This is a genomic window from Streptomyces sp. NPDC057616, assembly GCF_042800575.1.
Taxonomy (GTDB): domain Bacteria; phylum Actinomycetota; class Actinomycetes; order Streptomycetales; family Streptomycetaceae; genus Streptomyces.
Map to the genome: position 1 here is coordinate 192,168 of NZ_JBHVGU010000001.1, position 15,773 is coordinate 207,940.

Here is a 15,773-nt window from a genome sequence, read left to right on the forward strand (position 1 = left end):
CTTGACCGACAGGACCAGAGCCACCACCAGGGCCGGTGCCGGTGCCCGGGCCCGCCGTCGCCAAGATCGAGCCCGCCAGGATCAGGGTGAACGCCGCCCCGATGCCCAGCGTCAGGTCCTCGCCCAGGAACAGGGCTCCCGCCGCCACTGCCACCGCCGGGTTGACGTACGTGAAGACCGTCGCCCTCGTCGGGCCTACCTCCTTGATCAACTCCAGGAAGGCTACGAAGGCCAGCGCCGTGCAGATCGCGCCCAGGCCCACCAGGGCCACGAGCACCGAGGTCGATGGCATCTCGGTCGGCCAGCTGGCCCCCGCCGCCGGCGCGTACACCAGCGCCGCCAGTGCCAGGCACGGCGCCGTCAGCTGCAGCGTCGGTACGTTCTTCAGCCAGCGCGCGGCTATCAGTGGCGCCGTCGCGTAGCCCAGCACCGTCAGCATCACCTCGCCGAGCGACCTGGCGTCTCCTCCCGTCAGGTGCGGGACGGTCAGGACCCCCACCCCCGCCAGGCCCAGCCCCAGCCCCGTCATCCTCCGTGCGCTCAGGTGTTCCACGTTGCCGAAGAAGCGGGACAGGACGACGCCCACGATGGGCACGCCCGCGATCAGCAGGCCCGCCGTCGAGCTGGACAGGTTCCGTTCCGCGTCCGTCAGCGTGAACCACGGGCCGATGATCTCTATGCACGCGAAGCCCAGCATCGGCAGCCAGTGCCGCCGGACCATCTTGACCAGCCCGCCCTGACGTATCGCGAAGGGGAGGAGCAGGAGCGCGCCCAGGGCGCAGCGTGTGAAGACCACCATGGAGGGGGACAGCGGGGCGTCCACCGCCACCTTGATCATCAGGTAGGGGATGCCCCAGACGACTCCCATCAGGGAGAACAGGAACCAGCCGCGTGCAGTCATACGGAGAGTTTCGGCCGCCCGCCTACCGGTCGTCTTGAACGCTGTTGCGGTACGCCGCCGGCGTCACCCCGAGCACCCGGCGGAACCAGCGCGTCAGGTGCGCCTGGTCCGCGAAGCCCACCAACCCGGCCACCTCGGCCGGCCTCAGGCCCGTGTCCAGCAGGCGGCGCGCCCGCGTCACGCGGTACTGCGCCAGCCAGGCGTACGGCGGTATCCCCATCGTCGTACGGAAGGCTCGGAGGAGTTGGTAGCGGGACAGGCCCAGGTCCGTCGCGAGGGAAGCGAGGGACGGGGGGTCGAGTAGTTCGTCTGCCAGGCGGTCTCGTACGACCGTGGCTATGCGGTCGGCTCCAACAATCACATCGGACATCGGGCGGGACGCCGAGTGGCGGCGGGCCAGCGCCGTCAGCAGCCACGGCAGGCGGGACTCCGCCTCCAGCGGGTCGGGGCACTCCCGCAGGTCCGTGTGGGTGCGGAGGATCGCCGCTGCCAGTTCCGGGTCGTCGATCAAGGGTTCGCGGAAGTGGGGCAGGCCGTCCGTGAAGACCCCGTCGGTGAGGAGGGTGGGCGCGGCGTACAACGCCCGGTACGCGTAGCCGTCCGTCGCGTTGCCCGGGCCACCCGTGTGCATCTCGCCCGGCGCCAGGACCACGATCGAGCCCGGGCCCGTACGGATGTGGCCACCTCGGTAGTCGATCACCTCGGAGCCGTCGACGCACACCCCGATCGTGAACTCCTCGTGCGCGTGCGGGGCGTAGACGTGCTTGTCGAAGCTGGCCGTCAGGAGGTCCAGCGGCGGGCCGCAGCGGCCCAGCCTCGCCCTCGTCCACAGTGCCTGTTCGGCCATACGGTCACACCCCCATCACCTTGCTAGGAGTGGAACGCCTTCAGGCCCCTTTTCCATGCCGCCGCCAGATCCGCGTCCTCCGGGAAACGTCCGTGGATCTCCAGGATCACCATCCCGTGCGCGAAGGCCCACACGGAACGGGCCGTGTCCATGTCCCCACCGCACGCCCGCAACAGCGGCATCGCCGCCCTGTCCTCCAGGCCGGAGGGGATAGCCTCCCGCGGGAGAGGGCGTTCGGTGGCGAGGCAGTAGAGGTGGGGGTGGGCCAGTGCGTACGTGCGGTATGCCTCCGCCAGGGCCGGCAGTGAGCCCGGCTCGCGCGCTTCCACTGCCTCCAGCGCCGCCGCCGACTCCTCCAGCATCTGCGTGATCAGCTCCACCTCCACGGCGTGCTTGTCGGGGAAGTGCTTGTAGAGGGACGGCGCCTTGATGCCCAGGCGGTCGGCCAGGGCCCGGAGGGTGAGGGCGGACGGCCCGGACTCCTCCAGGAGGGTCCGGGCGGCCGACGCGATCTCGCGGGCTCGGGGAGTCAGTCGGTCAGGCACGCTGGAAGCCTTCCTTGCTGCGCAGTCCGTAGCCGAAGGCGCGATCGTACGAGATGTGGGCCATCCAGCCGCAGAGGGCCGCGAACGCCGGGGCCCAGTTCCAGAAGGGCTGCGCCGCGTACGCCACCAGCAGCGTCAGCGGGACCAGCGCGCGGTGCATCGCGTTGTAGTACGGGACCGCTCGCGGCGGCAGCCGGCCCTTCGCCATCCGGGGCGCGTCATCGAGCGCCACGAGGAAGGTCAGGTCCGGGAGGACGAAGAACGCGAGCGCGAGCGCACCCGCCGGCCAGCCGTGGTTCACGGCCTCCAGGATCGCGAAGGCCGACCAGAAGAACGCGTTCGCGAGCCAGGCCGTCCGGCGGGCGACGGTCCAGGACGAGCGCCGTGCGTTGGTGGTGACCGTGCTCATGACTGCCTCCGGTCGGCAAGCGGGGTGGCTAACGGCGTTAGCCTGACATTCACGACAGTACGGCTAACAGCGTTAGCCGTCAAGAGGTGCCCTCGCCCGACCCCTCCCCTTGACCCTGCCGCGACGTCAGACTCTCTACTGGTCCCATGCGGATCGGAGAACTCGCCGCTGCCGTCGGCGTCACCACGCGGACCGTGCGGCACTACCACCACCAGGGCCTGCTGCCCGAGCCCGAGCGGCTGGCGAACGGCTACCGGGACTACACCCTGCGGCACGCCGTCGTGCTCGCCCGGATCCGCCGGCTCACCGAGCTGGGCCTCGGGCTCGCCGAGGTGCGCGACGTGCTCGCCGACGACGCCGGCAAGGACCTCGCCGAGGTGCTCACCGAGCTCGACGAGGATCTGGCGCGGCAGGAGGCGGCCATCCGCGAGCGCCGGGTACGGCTGCGCGCCCTGCTGGAGGCGGCCGACGGCATCCCCGCCGAGGGGCCCGTCTCACCCCAACTCAGCGCCCTCTTCCACGACATGGCCCACGTCGCCGCCCACTCCCCCATGGCCGCCAAGGACCGCGAGATGCTCGCCCTCATCGAAACGACCGCCGGCCCGGAGGAGCGCGAGCGGTTGATCGGCATGCTGAGTGCCTTCGAAGACCCGGAAGCGATCACGCAGGCCACCCAGGTCTACGCCCTGCTCGACGACCTGGCCGACGCCGACCCGGCCGACCTGTCCGACCCTCGCATCGACGGCGCCGCCCGCGCCATCGCCGCCTGGATCCCGGCCGACCTGCTCCCCGCGAACATGGCCGACCAGCAGAACAGCTTCCTGCGCGCCTTCTTCGCCGAATTCGCCCCGGCTCAGGCGGAGGCCATCCGCAGGGCACTCCGGATGCCGGCCGAGGGCCGGCCATGAGAACCGCCCGCGTTCTCCTCCGTCACGAACTCCGCCTCCTCGCCGACCTCGTCCTCTGGCTCACCCGCCGGACGCACGGCACGCAGGGCAAGCAAGCCTTCGGGTACGCCCGCGGCCGGCGCCTCACCATGTTCGGCTTCGCCTTCGTGTGCGTCGTCGAGACGCTGACCATGTCCGTCCTGCTGCGCGACTACCCCACCGCGCACCGGATCGTCCTCGTCCTCGACGTCTACACCGTCCTGTTGGTCCTCGGGCTGCACGCCGCCTCCGTCGTACGGCCGCACGTCCTCGGCCCGGACACCCTGCGCATCCGGCGCGGCGTCCACGTCGATCTGCGCGTACCTCTCCACCACATCACCACCGTACGGCGCGAGTTGCGCATCACCCAGGACGGCGATCGCCCCGACGGCGAACTCGACCTCCCCGTCGGCTCCCAGACCACCGTCACCCTCGAACTCGCCGAGCCAGTAAGCCACTTCAGCTTCCTCGGTCGGCGAAGGGACGTTCGTCTCATCCGCTTCCACGCCGACGACCTCGACGCCCTCGTTCATACCCTCGCCCCCGCGATCACGCAGGCGCGAACCGCACTTTCGCCGCTCCCGGGTCAGCCTGTGTGAGCCGCACGCGCAGACGCTCCCCCAGCGGCAGATCCCCGCCTCCCTCGATCCGGCCGATGACCGCCGGGGCGTCCAACTGCACCTTCCCTACGGCGGGTTTGTGGTCCTCCACCTCCACCACGTAGCCGTCGAACAGCTCCCCCACCCGGTCCTGGAGCAGCGCCGCCTCCACGATGTCGACGCATTCCCGCTCGACCGTGCCCGCGCGCCGGGCGCCGTCCGCCATCTCGTGCGGGAGGGTGTCGAGCGCGGCCGGCACCCAGTCCGGCGGGGCCTCGCCCGCGACCGCCGCGAGGCAGATCTCCGTGGCGTACCGGTCCGCGAGGCGCCGGATCGGGGCCGTGCAGTGGGCGTACGGCGCCGCCACCGCCGCGTGCGTGGTGATCTCCGGCAACCGCCCGTCCCGGAAGACCGTGTAGCCGGCGCCCCGCAGCAGCGTCGTGCACTCCTGGAGGAACGCCGCGTGATGGGGTTGGTGCGGGTCCAGGGAGCGGATCAGCTGGGCGTACGAGACGTGGTGCGGCCAGTCGATGTGCAGCGCCGCCGCGGTCCGGCGGAGACGGCCGACCGCGCCGTCCGGGGCCGCGGGCAGCGTCCGCAGCACGCCCGTGCCGGCCGCCACCATCAGGTCCGCGGCCGCCATCCCCGTCAGCAGCGAGATCTGCGCGTTCCAGCCGTCGGCGGGCAGCGGGGCGCGGAAGCTCAGCTCGTAGGCGTGGTTGCGCTGCACGATCTCCTGCTCGGGCACGTTCAGCGAGATCCCGCCCCGCTCCACCTCCAGCCGCTCCCGCGCCTCCCCGATCTCCTTCAGCAGGGCCAGCGGTTCCTCCGCCGTCCCGCCGTCGATCCGCTTCTGCACGGCGGCGTAGTCGAGACGGGCCCGGCTGCGGACGACGGCGCGGCGGACGTCGGCCGCGACGGTGCGGCCGTCCGCGTCGAGGTCGATCGTCCACAGGGCGGCCGGGCGGGTCTCGCCCGGGAGCAGGCTGGCCGCGCCCTCGCTGAGCACCGCCGGGTGCAGCGGGACCCGCTCGTCCGGGAAGTACAGGGTGGTCGCCCGCCGGTGGGCCTCCGCGTCCACCTCGCCTCCGGGTACGACGAAGGCGGCGACGTCGGCGATGGCGTAGTGGACCCGGTAGCCGGTGCCCTGACGGGACAGGTGCATCGCCTGGTCCAGGTCGAGGGCGGTCGGCGGGTCGACGGTGAACAACGGAACGTCCGTGGCGTCGTAGGACGGAAGGAGCGGAGTCTTCGCGGCTCGTTCGGCTTCCGCCTCCACCTGGGGCGGGAAGCTCTCGGGGACGCCGAGTTCGGTGCGCAGTGCGGTGAGGGCGGCCCGGAGGGGGGCTTCGGGGGCGCCGGTCACGCGGATGTGGCGGCGGGGCATACAGCGAGGGTATGGGGATCGGGGCCCGTACGCTGTCCGGGAGCTCAAACAGAAGGAGATCTTCCGTGCTGGTCCTGCTGCCGCCCTCCGAAGGCAAGGCGACCTCCGGGCGTGGCGCCCCGCTGAAGCTGGAGTCGCTGTCGCTGCCCGGGCTGACCGAGGCCCGCGAGGCCGTGCTCGGCGAGCTGGTCGAACTGTGCGCCGGGGACGAGGAGAAGGCACGCGAGGTGCTCGGGCTGAGCGAGGGACTGCGCGGCGAGATCGCCAAGAACGCCGAGCTGCCGGTCGCCGGGGCCCGGCCCGCCGGGGAGATCTACACCGGTGTCCTGTACGACGCCCTCGACCTGGCCTCCCTCGACGCGGCGGCCAAGCGGCGCGCCACCCGCTCCCTGCTCGTCTTCTCCGGCCTGTGGGGCGCGGTCCGCGTCACCGACCGCATCCCCTCCTACCGCTGCTCGATGGGCGTCAAGCTGCCCGGCCTCGGCGCACTGGGCACGCACTGGCGGACCCCGATGGCCGACGTGCTGCCCGAGGCCGCCGGCGACGGGCTGGTGCTGGACCTGCGCTCCTCCGCCTACGCCGCCGCCTGGAAGCCCAAGGGCGAGCTGGCCGGGCGGACGGCGAGCGTACGGGTGCTGCACGCGCCGACCCGCAAGGTCGTCAGCCACTTCAACAAGGCGACCAAGGGGCGGATCGTGAGGAGCCTGCTGACGGCCGGGGCCGCGCCCAAGAAGCCGGGTGAGCTCGTGGCGGCGCTGCGCGACCTCGGCTACGTCGTCGAGGTGGAGCCGCCGAAGGGGAGCGGGAAGGCGTGGATGCTCGACGTGTTGGTCGACGAGGTCCACTGACCTGCCCTGATGCCGACCGCGGTTGCATTCTGCGCAATGGTCTTTGCGCAGGGTGCACGCCTCGGGGCACGATGAGGTCATGACCTCGCAGCCCGCCTCCCTGCCCGCCTCCGTTCTCGATCTCGCGCCCGTCATCCCCGTCGTCGTGCTCGACGACGTCGCCGACGCCGTGCCGCTCGCGCGGGCCCTGGTGGCCGGCGGGCTGCCCGCGATCGAGGTGACGCTGCGGACCCCGGCCGCGCTGGGCGCCATCCGCGCGATCGCCGGCGAGGTGCCGGACGCGCTGGTCGGAGCCGGGACGGTCATCACCCCGGAGCAGGTGCGCGACTCGGTGAACGCCGGGGCACGCTTCCTCGTCAGCCCCGGCTGGACCGACCTGCTGCTCGACGCGATGCAGGCGTCCGGGGTGCCGTATCTGCCGGGGGTGTCGACCACCTCGGAGGTCGTGACGCTGCTGGAGCGCGGGGTGCGGGAGATGAAGTTCTTCCCGGCGCAGGCCGCGGGCGGGGCGCCGTATCTGAAGTCGCTCGCCGGGCCGCTGCCGCAGGCGCGGTTCTGCCCGACGGGCGGGATCGGCGCCGAGAACGCCCTCGACTACCTCCGGCTCCCCAACGTCGCCTGCGTGGGCGGTACTTGGATGATCCCGGGCGACGCCATCGCGACCGGCGACTGGACACGGATCGAGACGCTGGCACGCGAAGCCTCCGGGCTCAGGACAGTCGGATGACGACCTTGCCGAAGGCCTCGCCGGTCGCGTAGTAGCGATAGGCCGCGCGGACCTCGTCGTAGGGGAACACGCGGTCCACGACCGGGTGCAGACCATGCAGGGTGATCGCGCGGTTCATCCGCTCGAAGTGGGCGCGGCTGCCGACGAAGATCCGCCGCAGGGTCACCAGGCTCGACGCGAGGGCGTCCGTGGTGATCTCCAGCCGGTCCTTGTGCGGGCTGTTGGCGGCGATCAGGGCGATGCGGCCGTAGAGGGCGGTCGCGCGCACCGACTGCTCGATGGTGTCCGGGCCACCGGTCTCGACGACGAGGTCCGCGCCACGGCCGCCGGTCAACTCCCGTACGGCTGCTGCCCACTTCGGGTTCTCGACGTAGTTCAGTACGTGGTCGGCGCCCAGGTCCTTGAGGCGGGCGGCCTTCGCCTCGCTGGACGTCGTGGCGATGACCTGCGCACCCAGCGTCTTGGCGAACTGCACGGCGAACAACGCCAGCGCACCCGTGCCCAGCGTCAGAACCGTCTCGCCGGGGAGGACCGCCTCGGCGCCGGTCACGGCGTTCCAGGCGGTGACGCCCGCGCAGGGCAGACAGGCCGCCTCCTCCCAGGTCAGGTGGTCGGGGGCCCGTACGGCAGCGTTCTCGTCGAGGCGGACGTACTGGGCGAGCATGCCGGGCAGGGTCGCGCCGGGCTGGTCGATCAGGGCCGGGCTGATCCGGCCGTCCAGCCAGCGCGGGAAGTACGTGCTGCTCACGCGGTCGCCCACGCCGAAGCGCGTGACCTCCTCCCCCACCGCGACCACCTCTCCGGCACCGTCGCTGATCGGGATCACGTCGGGGGCGGCCTTGAGGGGATAACTGCCGTCCAGGATCAGCAGATCGCGCTTGTTGAGGGAGACGGCGTGGACGCGGACGAGGATGTCGCGGGGGCCGGGGGTGGGCGGGTCGCCGGCGGTGTCGCGCGGGACTATGCCGTCGATCGAGCCCGGGGTTTCCAGGTGGTAGGTGCGGTAGGTGGTCATGCGGTCATGCTGGTCGGAGGGCGTGTACGCCTCAATTCCCGCTCGGGTATGAGGGTGAAGGGAGGAGGCCGTTGTCGTACCCCTGACGTACAACTGGATCCATGACCACCCGCGCCGTCGAACCCCCGCCCTTCGCCCGCGAGCTGCTGCGCTGGCGTACCACCCGGCGGGTCAGTCAGCTGGAGCTCGCCTCGCGGGCGGGGACCACGCAGAGATACGTCAGCTTCATCGAGCGGGGGCGTTCCGTGCCGGGGCGGGCCGTCGTGATCCGGCTCGCCGAGTCGCTCGGGCTGACGCTCCGCGAGCGCAACGCGCTGCTACTGGCCGCCGGTTACGCGCCCGCCTTCGCCGAGTCGTCCCTGGACGCGGCCGAACTCAAGCCCGTGCGCGAGGCGTTGGGCGGCATCCTCGACGGCCATCTGCCCTACCCCGCCGTGGTCGCCGGACCCCGCGGCGAACTCGTCGCCGCCAACGCGGCCTTCGACGTACTGACGGAGGGCGCGGCCGCCCGTCTCCTCAAACCGCCCGTCAATGTCCTGCGACTGGCCCTGCATCCGGACGGCATGGCCTCACGCGTGGTGAACCTGGACGCGTGGGGGCGGCACATCATCGAGAATCTGCGGGCGCGGGCCCGCAGCAGTCCCGACCCGCTCCTGAGCGAGCTGGCGGACGAACTCGCCGCCTACGTGCCGCCGCTCTCCGACCCCGGCGACGACTACCTCGGGTTCGCCGTCCCGCTCCGACTCCGTTGCCCGGAGGGCGAGTTGCGGCTGCTGACCACGCTCACGTCCTTCGCCACCGCCGTCGACGTCACGCTCGCCGAGCTGCATCTGGAGGCGTTCCTGCCGGCCGATGCGGAGACGGCGGAGATCCTTCGGGGGCGTGCCGCTCAGCGCAGGTGAGACGTGTCGTTGAAGAGCCGTACGCTCGCGTTGCCGTCCGCGTAGTACGCCACCGCCGACAGCGCGGCCGCCGACAGCTCCATGCGGAACAGGGCCTCGGGCGGGGCGCCCAGGGCCAGTTGGACGAACGTCTTGATCGGGGTGACGTGCGAGACGAGCAGGACGGTGCGGCCCGCGTAGGCCGCCACCAGCTTCTCGCGGGTGGCCTCGATCCGGGTGCCGGTCGCGGTGAAGCTCTCACCGCCGCCGGTGGGTTGGGCGTGCGGGTCGCCCAGCCACGCGTTCAGGTCGTCCGGGTACCGCTCGCGCACCTCGCCGAACGTCAGGCCCTCCCAGGCCCCGAAGTCCGTCTCGCGCAGCCCCTCCTCGATGCTCACCTCGAGGCCGAGGTGCCTGGCCACGATTCCCGCGGTCTCCCGGGTGCGGGCCAGCGGCGAGGCGACGATCGCCTGGATCGTGCCGCGCCGGGCCAGGGCGGCTCCCGCCCGCTCGGCCTGGTCCCGTCCGGCCTCCGAGAGGGACGGGTTCGTGCCCCCGCTGCCGGAGAACCGCTTCTGCGGAGTCAGCGGCGTCTCTCCGTGACGTAGCAGCACGAAGGTCGCGGGCGCGCCGAGGTCGGCCGGGGCCCAGCCCGGGCTGCTCACCTTGCCGACCGTCGTGGCGGCCCGCACATCGGCCTCGGCCTTCGCCGCCGCGGCCTCCAGCTCGGCCGTCGACTCCGCCGCCGACCACTGCTCGCCGCGCTGTCCCGCGTCCATCGCCTCGTTCGCGAGCCGGTCCGCGTGCTTGTTCTTCTCGCGCGGGATCCACTCGTACGTCACCCGCTCCGGCGGGAAGATCCGGGACGCCTCCATGGCCAGGGGCTTCATGTCCGGGTGCTTGATCTTCCAGCGGCCGGACATCTGCTCCACGACGAGCTTGGAGTCCATACGGACGTGGACGACCGCCGAGGCGTCGAGTTCGTGTGCCGCCCGCAAGCCGGCCAGCAGCCCCCGGTACTCGGCGACGTTGTTCGTGGCGACGCCGATGTACTCGGCCGCCTCGACCAGCGTCTCCCCCGTCGCCTGGTCGAGCACGACGGAACCGTAGCCCGCGGGCCCCGGGTTTCCCCGTGACCCGCCGTCCGCCTCGACGATGAACTCCCGCACGGCACAAGCCCCTTACAGACGTCCGGAGAGACCGGATCTACAGACCCGACTCGGCCGTACGCACCAGGATGCGGCGGCAGTTCTCGCAGCGCACGACCGTGTCGGGGGCGGCCGCGCGGATCTCGTTGATGTCGGTGATGGCCAGCTCCTGACGGCAGCCCTGGCAGGTGCGCTGGTACAGCTTGGCCGCGCCGATGCCGCCCTGCTGCTCGCGCAGCTTGTCGTAGAGCTTGAGGAGGTCGGCGGGGATGGTGCCGGCGACGACCTCGCGCTCCTTGGTGACCGTGGCGACCTCGCCGTCGATCTCCTCGAAGGCGGCGTCGCGGCGCGCGGTCGCGTCGTCGACCTTCGACTGGACGGAGGAGACCCGCCCGGTGAGCTCGGCGACCCGCTCCTGCACGGACTCGACGCGCTCCATGACCTCCAGGACGACGTCCTCGAGGTCGCTCTGCCGCTTGGCGAGGGAGGCGATCTCGCGCTGGAGGTTCTCCAGGTCCTTGGGCGAGGTCACGGCACCGGAGTCCAGGCGCTGCTGGTCGCGGGCGGCGCGCTGGCGCACCTGGTCCACGTCCTGCTCGGCCTTGGTCTGCTCGCGGGCGGTGTCGCTCTGCTCGGTCTGTGCGGCCACCAGCAGGTCGCGCAGCTGGGTGTGGTCCTTGTGCAGCGACTCGATCTCGGCGTGCTCGGGCAGCGACTTCCGCCGGTGCGCGAGTTGCTGGAGGCGGACGTCGAGTGCCTGGACGTCGAGGAGTCGGATCTGGTCGGCGGGCGCGGCATTCAGTTGGGGGCTCCTGCAGTCGAATCAGGGGAGGCCGCGTGGGCCGTCCAGGGGTCGGTGACCGTCTTGGAGACATGGACGCGGAGGTCCCATCCGTGACGGTCGGAAATCTCGTCGAGCTGGGTTGCGGCCAGCTCGCACCAGGGCCACTCGGTGGCCCAGTGCGCCGCGTCGAGCAGCGCGAGGGGGCTGTGGAGGACGGCCTCGGAGGCCGGGTGGTGGCGCAGGTCGGCGGTGAGGAAGGCGTCGACGCCGGCGGCGCGCACGTCGTCGAAGAGGCTGTCGCCGGAACCGCCGCTGACGGCGACGGTGCGGATCACGGCCTCGGGGTCGCCGGCCACGCGGATGCCCTGCGCGGTGGCGGGCAGCCGCTCGGCGGCCCGCGCGGCGAACTCGCGCAGCGGCAGCGGATGGTCCAGTTCGCAGATGCGGCCCAGGCCGCGGCGGCCGTCCCGATCCGTCGGGTCGGGCACGAGGGGGCCCACGACCCGAAGGTCCAGCGCGCCGGCGAGCGCGTCGCTGACGCCCGGATCGGCCGTGTCCGCGTTGGTGTGGGCGACGTGCAGCGCGATGTCGTTCTTGATCAGCGTGTGCACGACGCGGCCCTTGAAGTGACCGGCCGCGACCGTCGTCGTACCGCGCAGATAGAGCGGGTGGTGGGTGACGAGCAGGTCGGCGCCGAGCTTCAGGGCCTCGTCGACGATCTCCTGGACCGGGTCGACGGCGAACAGGACCCGGGTGACCTCCTGGTCGGGGTCGCCCACGACCGTGCCGACCGCGTCCCAGGACTCGGCCCGCGCGGCGGGCCACAGGTTCTCCAGCGCGGCGATGACTTCAGACAGACGGGGCACGGACAAAAGGCTACCTGCCTGATCTGCGCCGCTGAACCGAAGCCCGTTTCCGTCCTCGACGAGGGGTCGGGCCGCACGGGTACCGCAGGACCCCCCTCCGGCCCCGCTCAGCACACCCGCCCCCATTCCCTCAGGCGAATCGTTCCTGGGCCACCCTTATGTGTGAAGCAGAAGCTCCGGCGTCCCACGCGTGTGCGTGCGAAAACTAGTTTCGTCGCCGGAGGTGACCAGACCATGACGGCCTGTGCGATCGAGCCCGAGGCTGCCCCCGAGGACGGCGCTCCGCACTCGGGCTGCACCATCACCGCGAACGGCGCCTACGCCGCCCGTCTCGCGCTGGGCGGCGACGGGGACGGCGACTCCTGGTTCCCGGAGCGCTGGACCCTGGACGGCCCGGAGCCGTACGCCGTGCCGCTGCCCGCGAACCAGCCCGAGGAGCCCGGCGCCGAGGTGCAGCCGATGGGCGACGGGCGGGTGCTGATCCGCCGGCCGACGGCCGGGCGGCACGTGTTCTCCCTGCTCTACCCGACCGGCCCGGGCACCGGCGAGGTCATGATCGGCGCGGTCGAGTGCCCGGACGAGGACACCCGGCTACGGCTGCTGCCGCCCGCGCCGGGCGGTGAGAGGGCGTACGCCCTCGCCGTGGGCCGGCACTCCAGCGCGGTGTGGCAGGTGGCGGGCGGCGAGTTCGGGCCCGAGCACGTGGCGCAGATCCCGGGGCGCTGCTCGGGTGGGGTGTGGCTGGACCACACGGGACGGATGCTGGCCCTGGACCGGGAGATCGGCGGACGGACCAAGGCGGTCGTGGTCGATCTGGAGCGGGACGGGGAGACCTCGCCGCTGCTGCAGATCGCCGACGACAGCGACGACCGGCTGCTGCTCGCCGATCCGGACAGCGGTCTGCTGCTGATCGGCTCCGACGCGCCCTCGCCGGGCGAGGAGCGGCTGGGCTGGGGCGTGCTGGGCAGCACGCTGCCGGTGCGCTTCCCGGAGTTCCTGCGGCTGCGGGAGTGCGACGTCACGCCGTTCGCCATCCAGCCGGGGCAGGTGCTGACCCCGGAGAACTGCTCGGTGGCGCTGCGCATCGACGGGCCCGTCGGCAGCTGGGTGGGGCTGTGGCGCCCCGACCGGCGGAGCATCCACCATCTCGCGGCGCCCGCCGGGTGGTTGACCGGCTCCGGGTTCTGGACCAGGGACGGGGTGCTGCAGCTGCCCTACGCCACGGCCGAGGTGCCGTGCGGCGTGGCGCGGCTGACGGCGCCCACGGGGGAGGCGGGGGCAACGGGGGAATCAGGGGAAGCGGGGGACGCGGGCCCGGAGGATCCGGTGCGGGGTGACACGGCCGGCCAGGCGGCATCGGGGACTTCCTCCCCCGCGCCGGGCGAGCCGTCTCCACCGGATCCTCCGGCGCCTGCCGCGCCGCGCCCGGTGCCGTTGCAGGAGGCGCCACTGGGACGTCTTGTAACGAAGTAGTGCCGATGGGCGTGCCCGTGTGGAATCGAACAACGGGGGGATGGTTATGCTCGCCGGGCTGTAGGAAAGATCAGTTTTCGACGGGGTGAATACGTCCGATGAGCGACACCAGCACGACGGAGCAGCTGTCCGCCGACTCCCAGGAGGACGCCGGCCACGGCCGGCACCGGGGTGCGGTCTCGGCCCAGGAGAGCGAGTCCTCTCCGCACGGCCGGCACCGCAAGCCGGCCGGGGAAAGCGCCGAGGCGGCTGCCTGACGGTTGTCAGGAGAGGGAAGAGGGGGTGCCCGACGGGCACCCCCTCTTCGCGTTCCGCCGCTTCCGGCCGAGCCGTCAGCCCCGTTTGAGGCCGAGCACCTCCGCGGCCGCGAACGTCTCTCCCTCCGGCCGCTCCGCGTAGTGCGCGGTGAGCAGCGCGTCGAGTTCGTCGTAGGTGAACGTCTCCTGCTTGCTGTCGAACTGCGCCCGTACGCGCGGGCGTTCGACGACCGCGACCATGCCGCCGTGCACGACGAGCAGCTGGCCGTTGACCCGGGAGGCGGCGGGTGAGGCCAGGTAGCCGACGAGCGGGGCGACGTGTTCGGGGGCGAGCGGGTCGAGGGCGTCGGCGGGGCGCTCGAAGCCGGCGAAGACGTCCTCGGTCATCCGGGTGCGGGCGCGCGGGCAGATCGCGTTGGCCGTGACGCCGTACTTGGCCAGCGCGAGGGCGGTGGAGGTGGTCAGGCCGACGATTCCGCCTTTGGCGGCGGCGTAGTTGGGCTGGCCCGCCGAGCCCGCCAGGAACGCCTCGGACGACGTGTTCACGATCCGGCCGTACACCGGGCCGCCCGCCGCCTTCGACCGCTCTCGCCAGTGGGCGGCCGCGAAGTGGGTCGTGTTGAAGTGGCCCTTGAGGTGGACGCGGATCACCGAGTCCCACTCGTCCTCGGTCATGGAGAACACCATGCGGTCGCGCAGGATGCCCGCGTTGTTGACGAGGATGTCCAGCTTGCCGAACTCGGAGAGGGCCAAGTCGACCAGTTCCCGGGCCTGTTGGAAGTCGGCGACGTCACCGGTGTGCGCCACCGCCCTGCCGCCCGCGGCCCGGATCCCGGCGGCGGCCTCCTCGGCGGGAGTCGCGGAGGCCGCCCCCGAGCCGTCGCGGCCGGGTTGGCCGTAGTCGTTGACGACGACGGACGCGCCGAGCCGGGCGAGTTCGAGCGCCTCGGCGCGGCCGAGACCTCGGCCGGCACCGGTGACGATCGCGGACAGTCCCTCGAGTGGCAGTGACACGGACACTCCCGTCGGATTCTCGGTGCAGGGCGGGTTCTCGGTGCGGGTCAGATCTCGATGCAGGTGCGCAGTGCCGTGCCCGAACGCATCTGGTCCAGCGCCTCGTTGATGTCGGCCAGCGGCACCCGGTGGGTGATCAGGCCCTCCAGGTCGATACGGCCCGACCGCCACAGCGCGATGGTGCGCTCGTAGGAGCGCAGGACGTCGCCGCCGCCGTACATGGACGGCAGGATGCGCTTCTCGTCGAAGAACAGCTCGAACATGTTGAGCTGGAGGAAGTCGTCCATGGCGCCCGCGCCGACGACGACGAGGGTGCCGCCGCGCCGGGTGTTCTCGTACGCGGTGCGGGCGGTGGCCGACTTGCCGACGACCTCGAAGACGTAGTCGAACCCCTCGCCGGCGGTGACCTGCTGCTTGGCGTCGGCCAGCTCGTCGGGTGAAACAGCCTTCGTGGCGCCGAACTTGAGGGCGGACTCGCGGCGCGAGGCGACCGGGTCGACGGCGACGATCTCGGCGGCGCCCTTGAGCCGCGCGCCCTGGATCGCCGAGATGCCGACGCCACCGCAGCCGATGACGGCGACCGACGAACCCGCCTCCACGTCGGCGGTGTTGAGGGCGGCGCCGAGTCCCGTCGTCACGCCGCACCCGATGAGCGCGGCGATGTCGAAGGGCACGTCGTCGGGGATCGGCACCGCGCAGCCCGCGTCGACGACGACCTCCTCGGTGAAGGTGCCGGTGCCCGCGAAGCCGAAGAGGTCTCCGCCGGGGCGCTTGAAGTTGGGGGTGCCGGCGTTCATGAACCCGGCCAGGCACAGCTCGGTCTGGCCGCGCTTGCAGGCGGGACAGGCGCCGCAGGCCGGCAGCCAGCACACGACCACGCGGTCGCCGGCCTTCACGTTCCGTACGCCTTCGCCGACTTCGACGATCTCGCCCGCGCCCTCGTGTCCGGGGATGAACGGCGCGGGCTGGGGCAGCACCCCGCTCATCGCGGACAGGTCCGAGTGGCACAGCCCGGTGGCCCGCACCCGGATCCTCACCTTGCCGGGCCCGAAGCCCGTCGCCTCGACGTCGTCGAGGACCTCCAGCTTGTCCTGGCCGATCTCGTGCAGTACGGCTGCGCGCATGGTGCGGCTCCCCTCAACTGCC

At 72.1% G+C, this 15,773-nt stretch carries 17 protein-coding genes and 1 pseudogene; 7 read left to right on the forward strand and 11 right to left on the reverse strand.

Annotation, left to right across the window (positions count from 1 at the left end; translation table 11 throughout):
* Positions 1-118 precede the first annotated feature (118 nt).
* The 4 genes and pseudogenes from ACFU97_RS00865 to ACFU97_RS00880 all read right to left on the reverse strand — a co-directional run.
* Positions 119-901, reverse strand: a pseudogene (locus ACFU97_RS00865) (DMT family transporter); the annotation flags it as partial.
* A 22-nt stretch (positions 902-923) separates the two neighbouring features.
* A complete protein-coding gene (locus tag ACFU97_RS00870) occupies positions 924-1,748 on the reverse strand; it encodes a helix-turn-helix domain-containing protein (protein WP_384249027.1) in 825 nt (274 codons plus the stop codon).
* Positions 1,749-1,771: 23 nt separating this feature from the next.
* On the reverse strand, positions 1,772-2,293 hold the full coding sequence (locus ACFU97_RS00875) for a TetR/AcrR family transcriptional regulator (protein WP_384249030.1): 522 nt from the start codon (positions 2,291-2,293) through the stop codon (positions 1,772-1,774).
* Positions 2,286-2,702, reverse strand: coding sequence for a DUF4260 family protein (locus ACFU97_RS00880; protein WP_384249032.1), 417 nt, complete (start codon positions 2,700-2,702; stop codon positions 2,286-2,288). The genes ACFU97_RS00875 and ACFU97_RS00880 overlap by 8 nt, the downstream gene beginning before the upstream one ends.
* A 146-nt stretch (positions 2,703-2,848) precedes the next feature.
* Between ACFU97_RS00880 and ACFU97_RS00885 the strand changes: the two genes are divergently transcribed.
* Positions 2,849-3,610, forward strand: a complete 762-nt coding sequence (locus tag ACFU97_RS00885) for a MerR family transcriptional regulator (protein ID WP_384249035.1) — start codon at positions 2,849-2,851, stop codon at positions 3,608-3,610.
* Positions 3,607-4,227 (forward strand): hypothetical protein, encoded by a 621-nt coding sequence (locus tag ACFU97_RS00890; RefSeq protein ID WP_384249037.1) that lies wholly within the window; start codon positions 3,607-3,609, stop codon positions 4,225-4,227. Before ACFU97_RS00885 ends, ACFU97_RS00890 begins: the two co-directional genes overlap by 4 nt.
* Here the strand turns inward: ACFU97_RS00890 and ACFU97_RS00895 are convergent.
* Positions 4,178-5,614, reverse strand: coding sequence for an RNB domain-containing ribonuclease (locus tag ACFU97_RS00895; protein ID WP_384249040.1), 1,437 nt, complete (start codon positions 5,612-5,614; stop codon positions 4,178-4,180). The two genes, ACFU97_RS00890 and ACFU97_RS00895, sit on opposite strands and share 50 nt — an antisense overlap.
* Before the next feature lie 65 nt (positions 5,615-5,679).
* Between ACFU97_RS00895 and yaaA the strand changes: the two genes are divergently transcribed.
* Together yaaA and ACFU97_RS00905 are read left to right on the forward strand one after the other, a co-directional pair.
* Positions 5,680-6,462 carry a peroxide stress protein YaaA gene (gene yaaA / locus ACFU97_RS00900; RefSeq protein WP_384249042.1) on the forward strand — a complete coding sequence of 261 codons (783 nt, stop codon included), beginning with the start codon at positions 5,680-5,682 and terminating at the stop codon, positions 6,460-6,462.
* Between the two features lie 79 nt (positions 6,463-6,541).
* Entirely contained in the window at positions 6,542-7,189 is a 648-nt protein-coding gene (locus ACFU97_RS00905; RefSeq protein WP_384249044.1) for a bifunctional 4-hydroxy-2-oxoglutarate aldolase/2-dehydro-3-deoxy-phosphogluconate aldolase, read from the forward strand.
* Here the strand turns inward: ACFU97_RS00905 and ACFU97_RS00910 are convergent.
* Positions 7,173-8,204, reverse strand: a complete 1,032-nt coding sequence (locus tag ACFU97_RS00910; RefSeq protein ID WP_384249047.1) for an NAD(P)-dependent alcohol dehydrogenase — start codon at positions 8,202-8,204, stop codon at positions 7,173-7,175. The genes ACFU97_RS00905 and ACFU97_RS00910 overlap by 17 nt on opposite strands.
* Before the next feature lie 101 nt (positions 8,205-8,305).
* On the opposite strand from ACFU97_RS00910, the gene ACFU97_RS00915 reads away from it, so the two are divergent.
* The gene (locus ACFU97_RS00915; RefSeq protein WP_384249049.1) at positions 8,306-9,106 is read left to right on the forward strand and encodes a helix-turn-helix domain-containing protein; all 801 of its coding nucleotides are present in this window, start codon (positions 8,306-8,308) and stop codon (positions 9,104-9,106) included.
* Here the strand turns inward: ACFU97_RS00915 and ACFU97_RS00920 are convergent.
* The 3 genes from ACFU97_RS00920 to ACFU97_RS00930 are packed head-to-tail and all read right to left on the reverse strand — an operon-like array spanning position 9,094 to position 11,883.
* On the reverse strand, positions 9,094-10,254 hold the full coding sequence (locus ACFU97_RS00920) for a bifunctional RNase H/acid phosphatase (RefSeq protein ID WP_384249052.1): 1,161 nt from the start codon (positions 10,252-10,254) through the stop codon (positions 9,094-9,096). The two genes, ACFU97_RS00915 and ACFU97_RS00920, sit on opposite strands and share 13 nt — an antisense overlap.
* Positions 10,255-10,291: 37 nt before the next feature.
* Positions 10,292-11,035 carry a zinc ribbon domain-containing protein gene (locus tag ACFU97_RS00925; RefSeq protein WP_384249478.1) on the reverse strand — a complete coding sequence of 248 codons (744 nt, stop codon included), beginning with the start codon at positions 11,033-11,035 and terminating at the stop codon, positions 10,292-10,294.
* Complete coding sequence (locus ACFU97_RS00930; protein ID WP_384249055.1) at positions 11,032-11,883, reverse strand: Nif3-like dinuclear metal center hexameric protein; 852 nt, start codon at positions 11,881-11,883, stop codon at positions 11,032-11,034. The genes ACFU97_RS00925 and ACFU97_RS00930 overlap by 4 nt, the downstream gene beginning before the upstream one ends.
* A 234-nt stretch (positions 11,884-12,117) precedes the next feature.
* On the opposite strand from ACFU97_RS00930, the gene ACFU97_RS00935 reads away from it, so the two are divergent.
* A complete protein-coding gene (locus tag ACFU97_RS00935) occupies positions 12,118-13,356 on the forward strand; it encodes a hypothetical protein (protein ID WP_384249057.1) in 1,239 nt (412 codons plus the stop codon).
* A 98-nt stretch (positions 13,357-13,454) separates the two neighbouring features.
* Positions 13,455-13,613, forward strand: a complete 159-nt coding sequence (locus tag ACFU97_RS00940; protein WP_384249059.1) for a hypothetical protein — start codon at positions 13,455-13,457, stop codon at positions 13,611-13,613.
* Positions 13,614-13,688: 75 nt separating this feature from the next.
* Here the strand turns inward: ACFU97_RS00940 and ACFU97_RS00945 are convergent, their stop codons facing one another.
* Both ACFU97_RS00945 and ACFU97_RS00950 read right to left on the reverse strand, forming a co-directional pair.
* Positions 13,689-14,627 (reverse strand): 3-oxoacyl-ACP reductase, encoded by a 939-nt coding sequence (locus tag ACFU97_RS00945; protein WP_384249062.1) that lies wholly within the window; start codon positions 14,625-14,627, stop codon positions 13,689-13,691.
* 47 nt (positions 14,628-14,674) lie between these two features.
* Positions 14,675-15,751: a Zn-dependent alcohol dehydrogenase gene (locus ACFU97_RS00950; protein WP_384249064.1), complete on the reverse strand. Its 1,077-nt coding sequence runs from the start codon at positions 15,749-15,751 to the stop codon at positions 14,675-14,677.
* Positions 15,752-15,773: the final 22 nt, after the last annotated feature.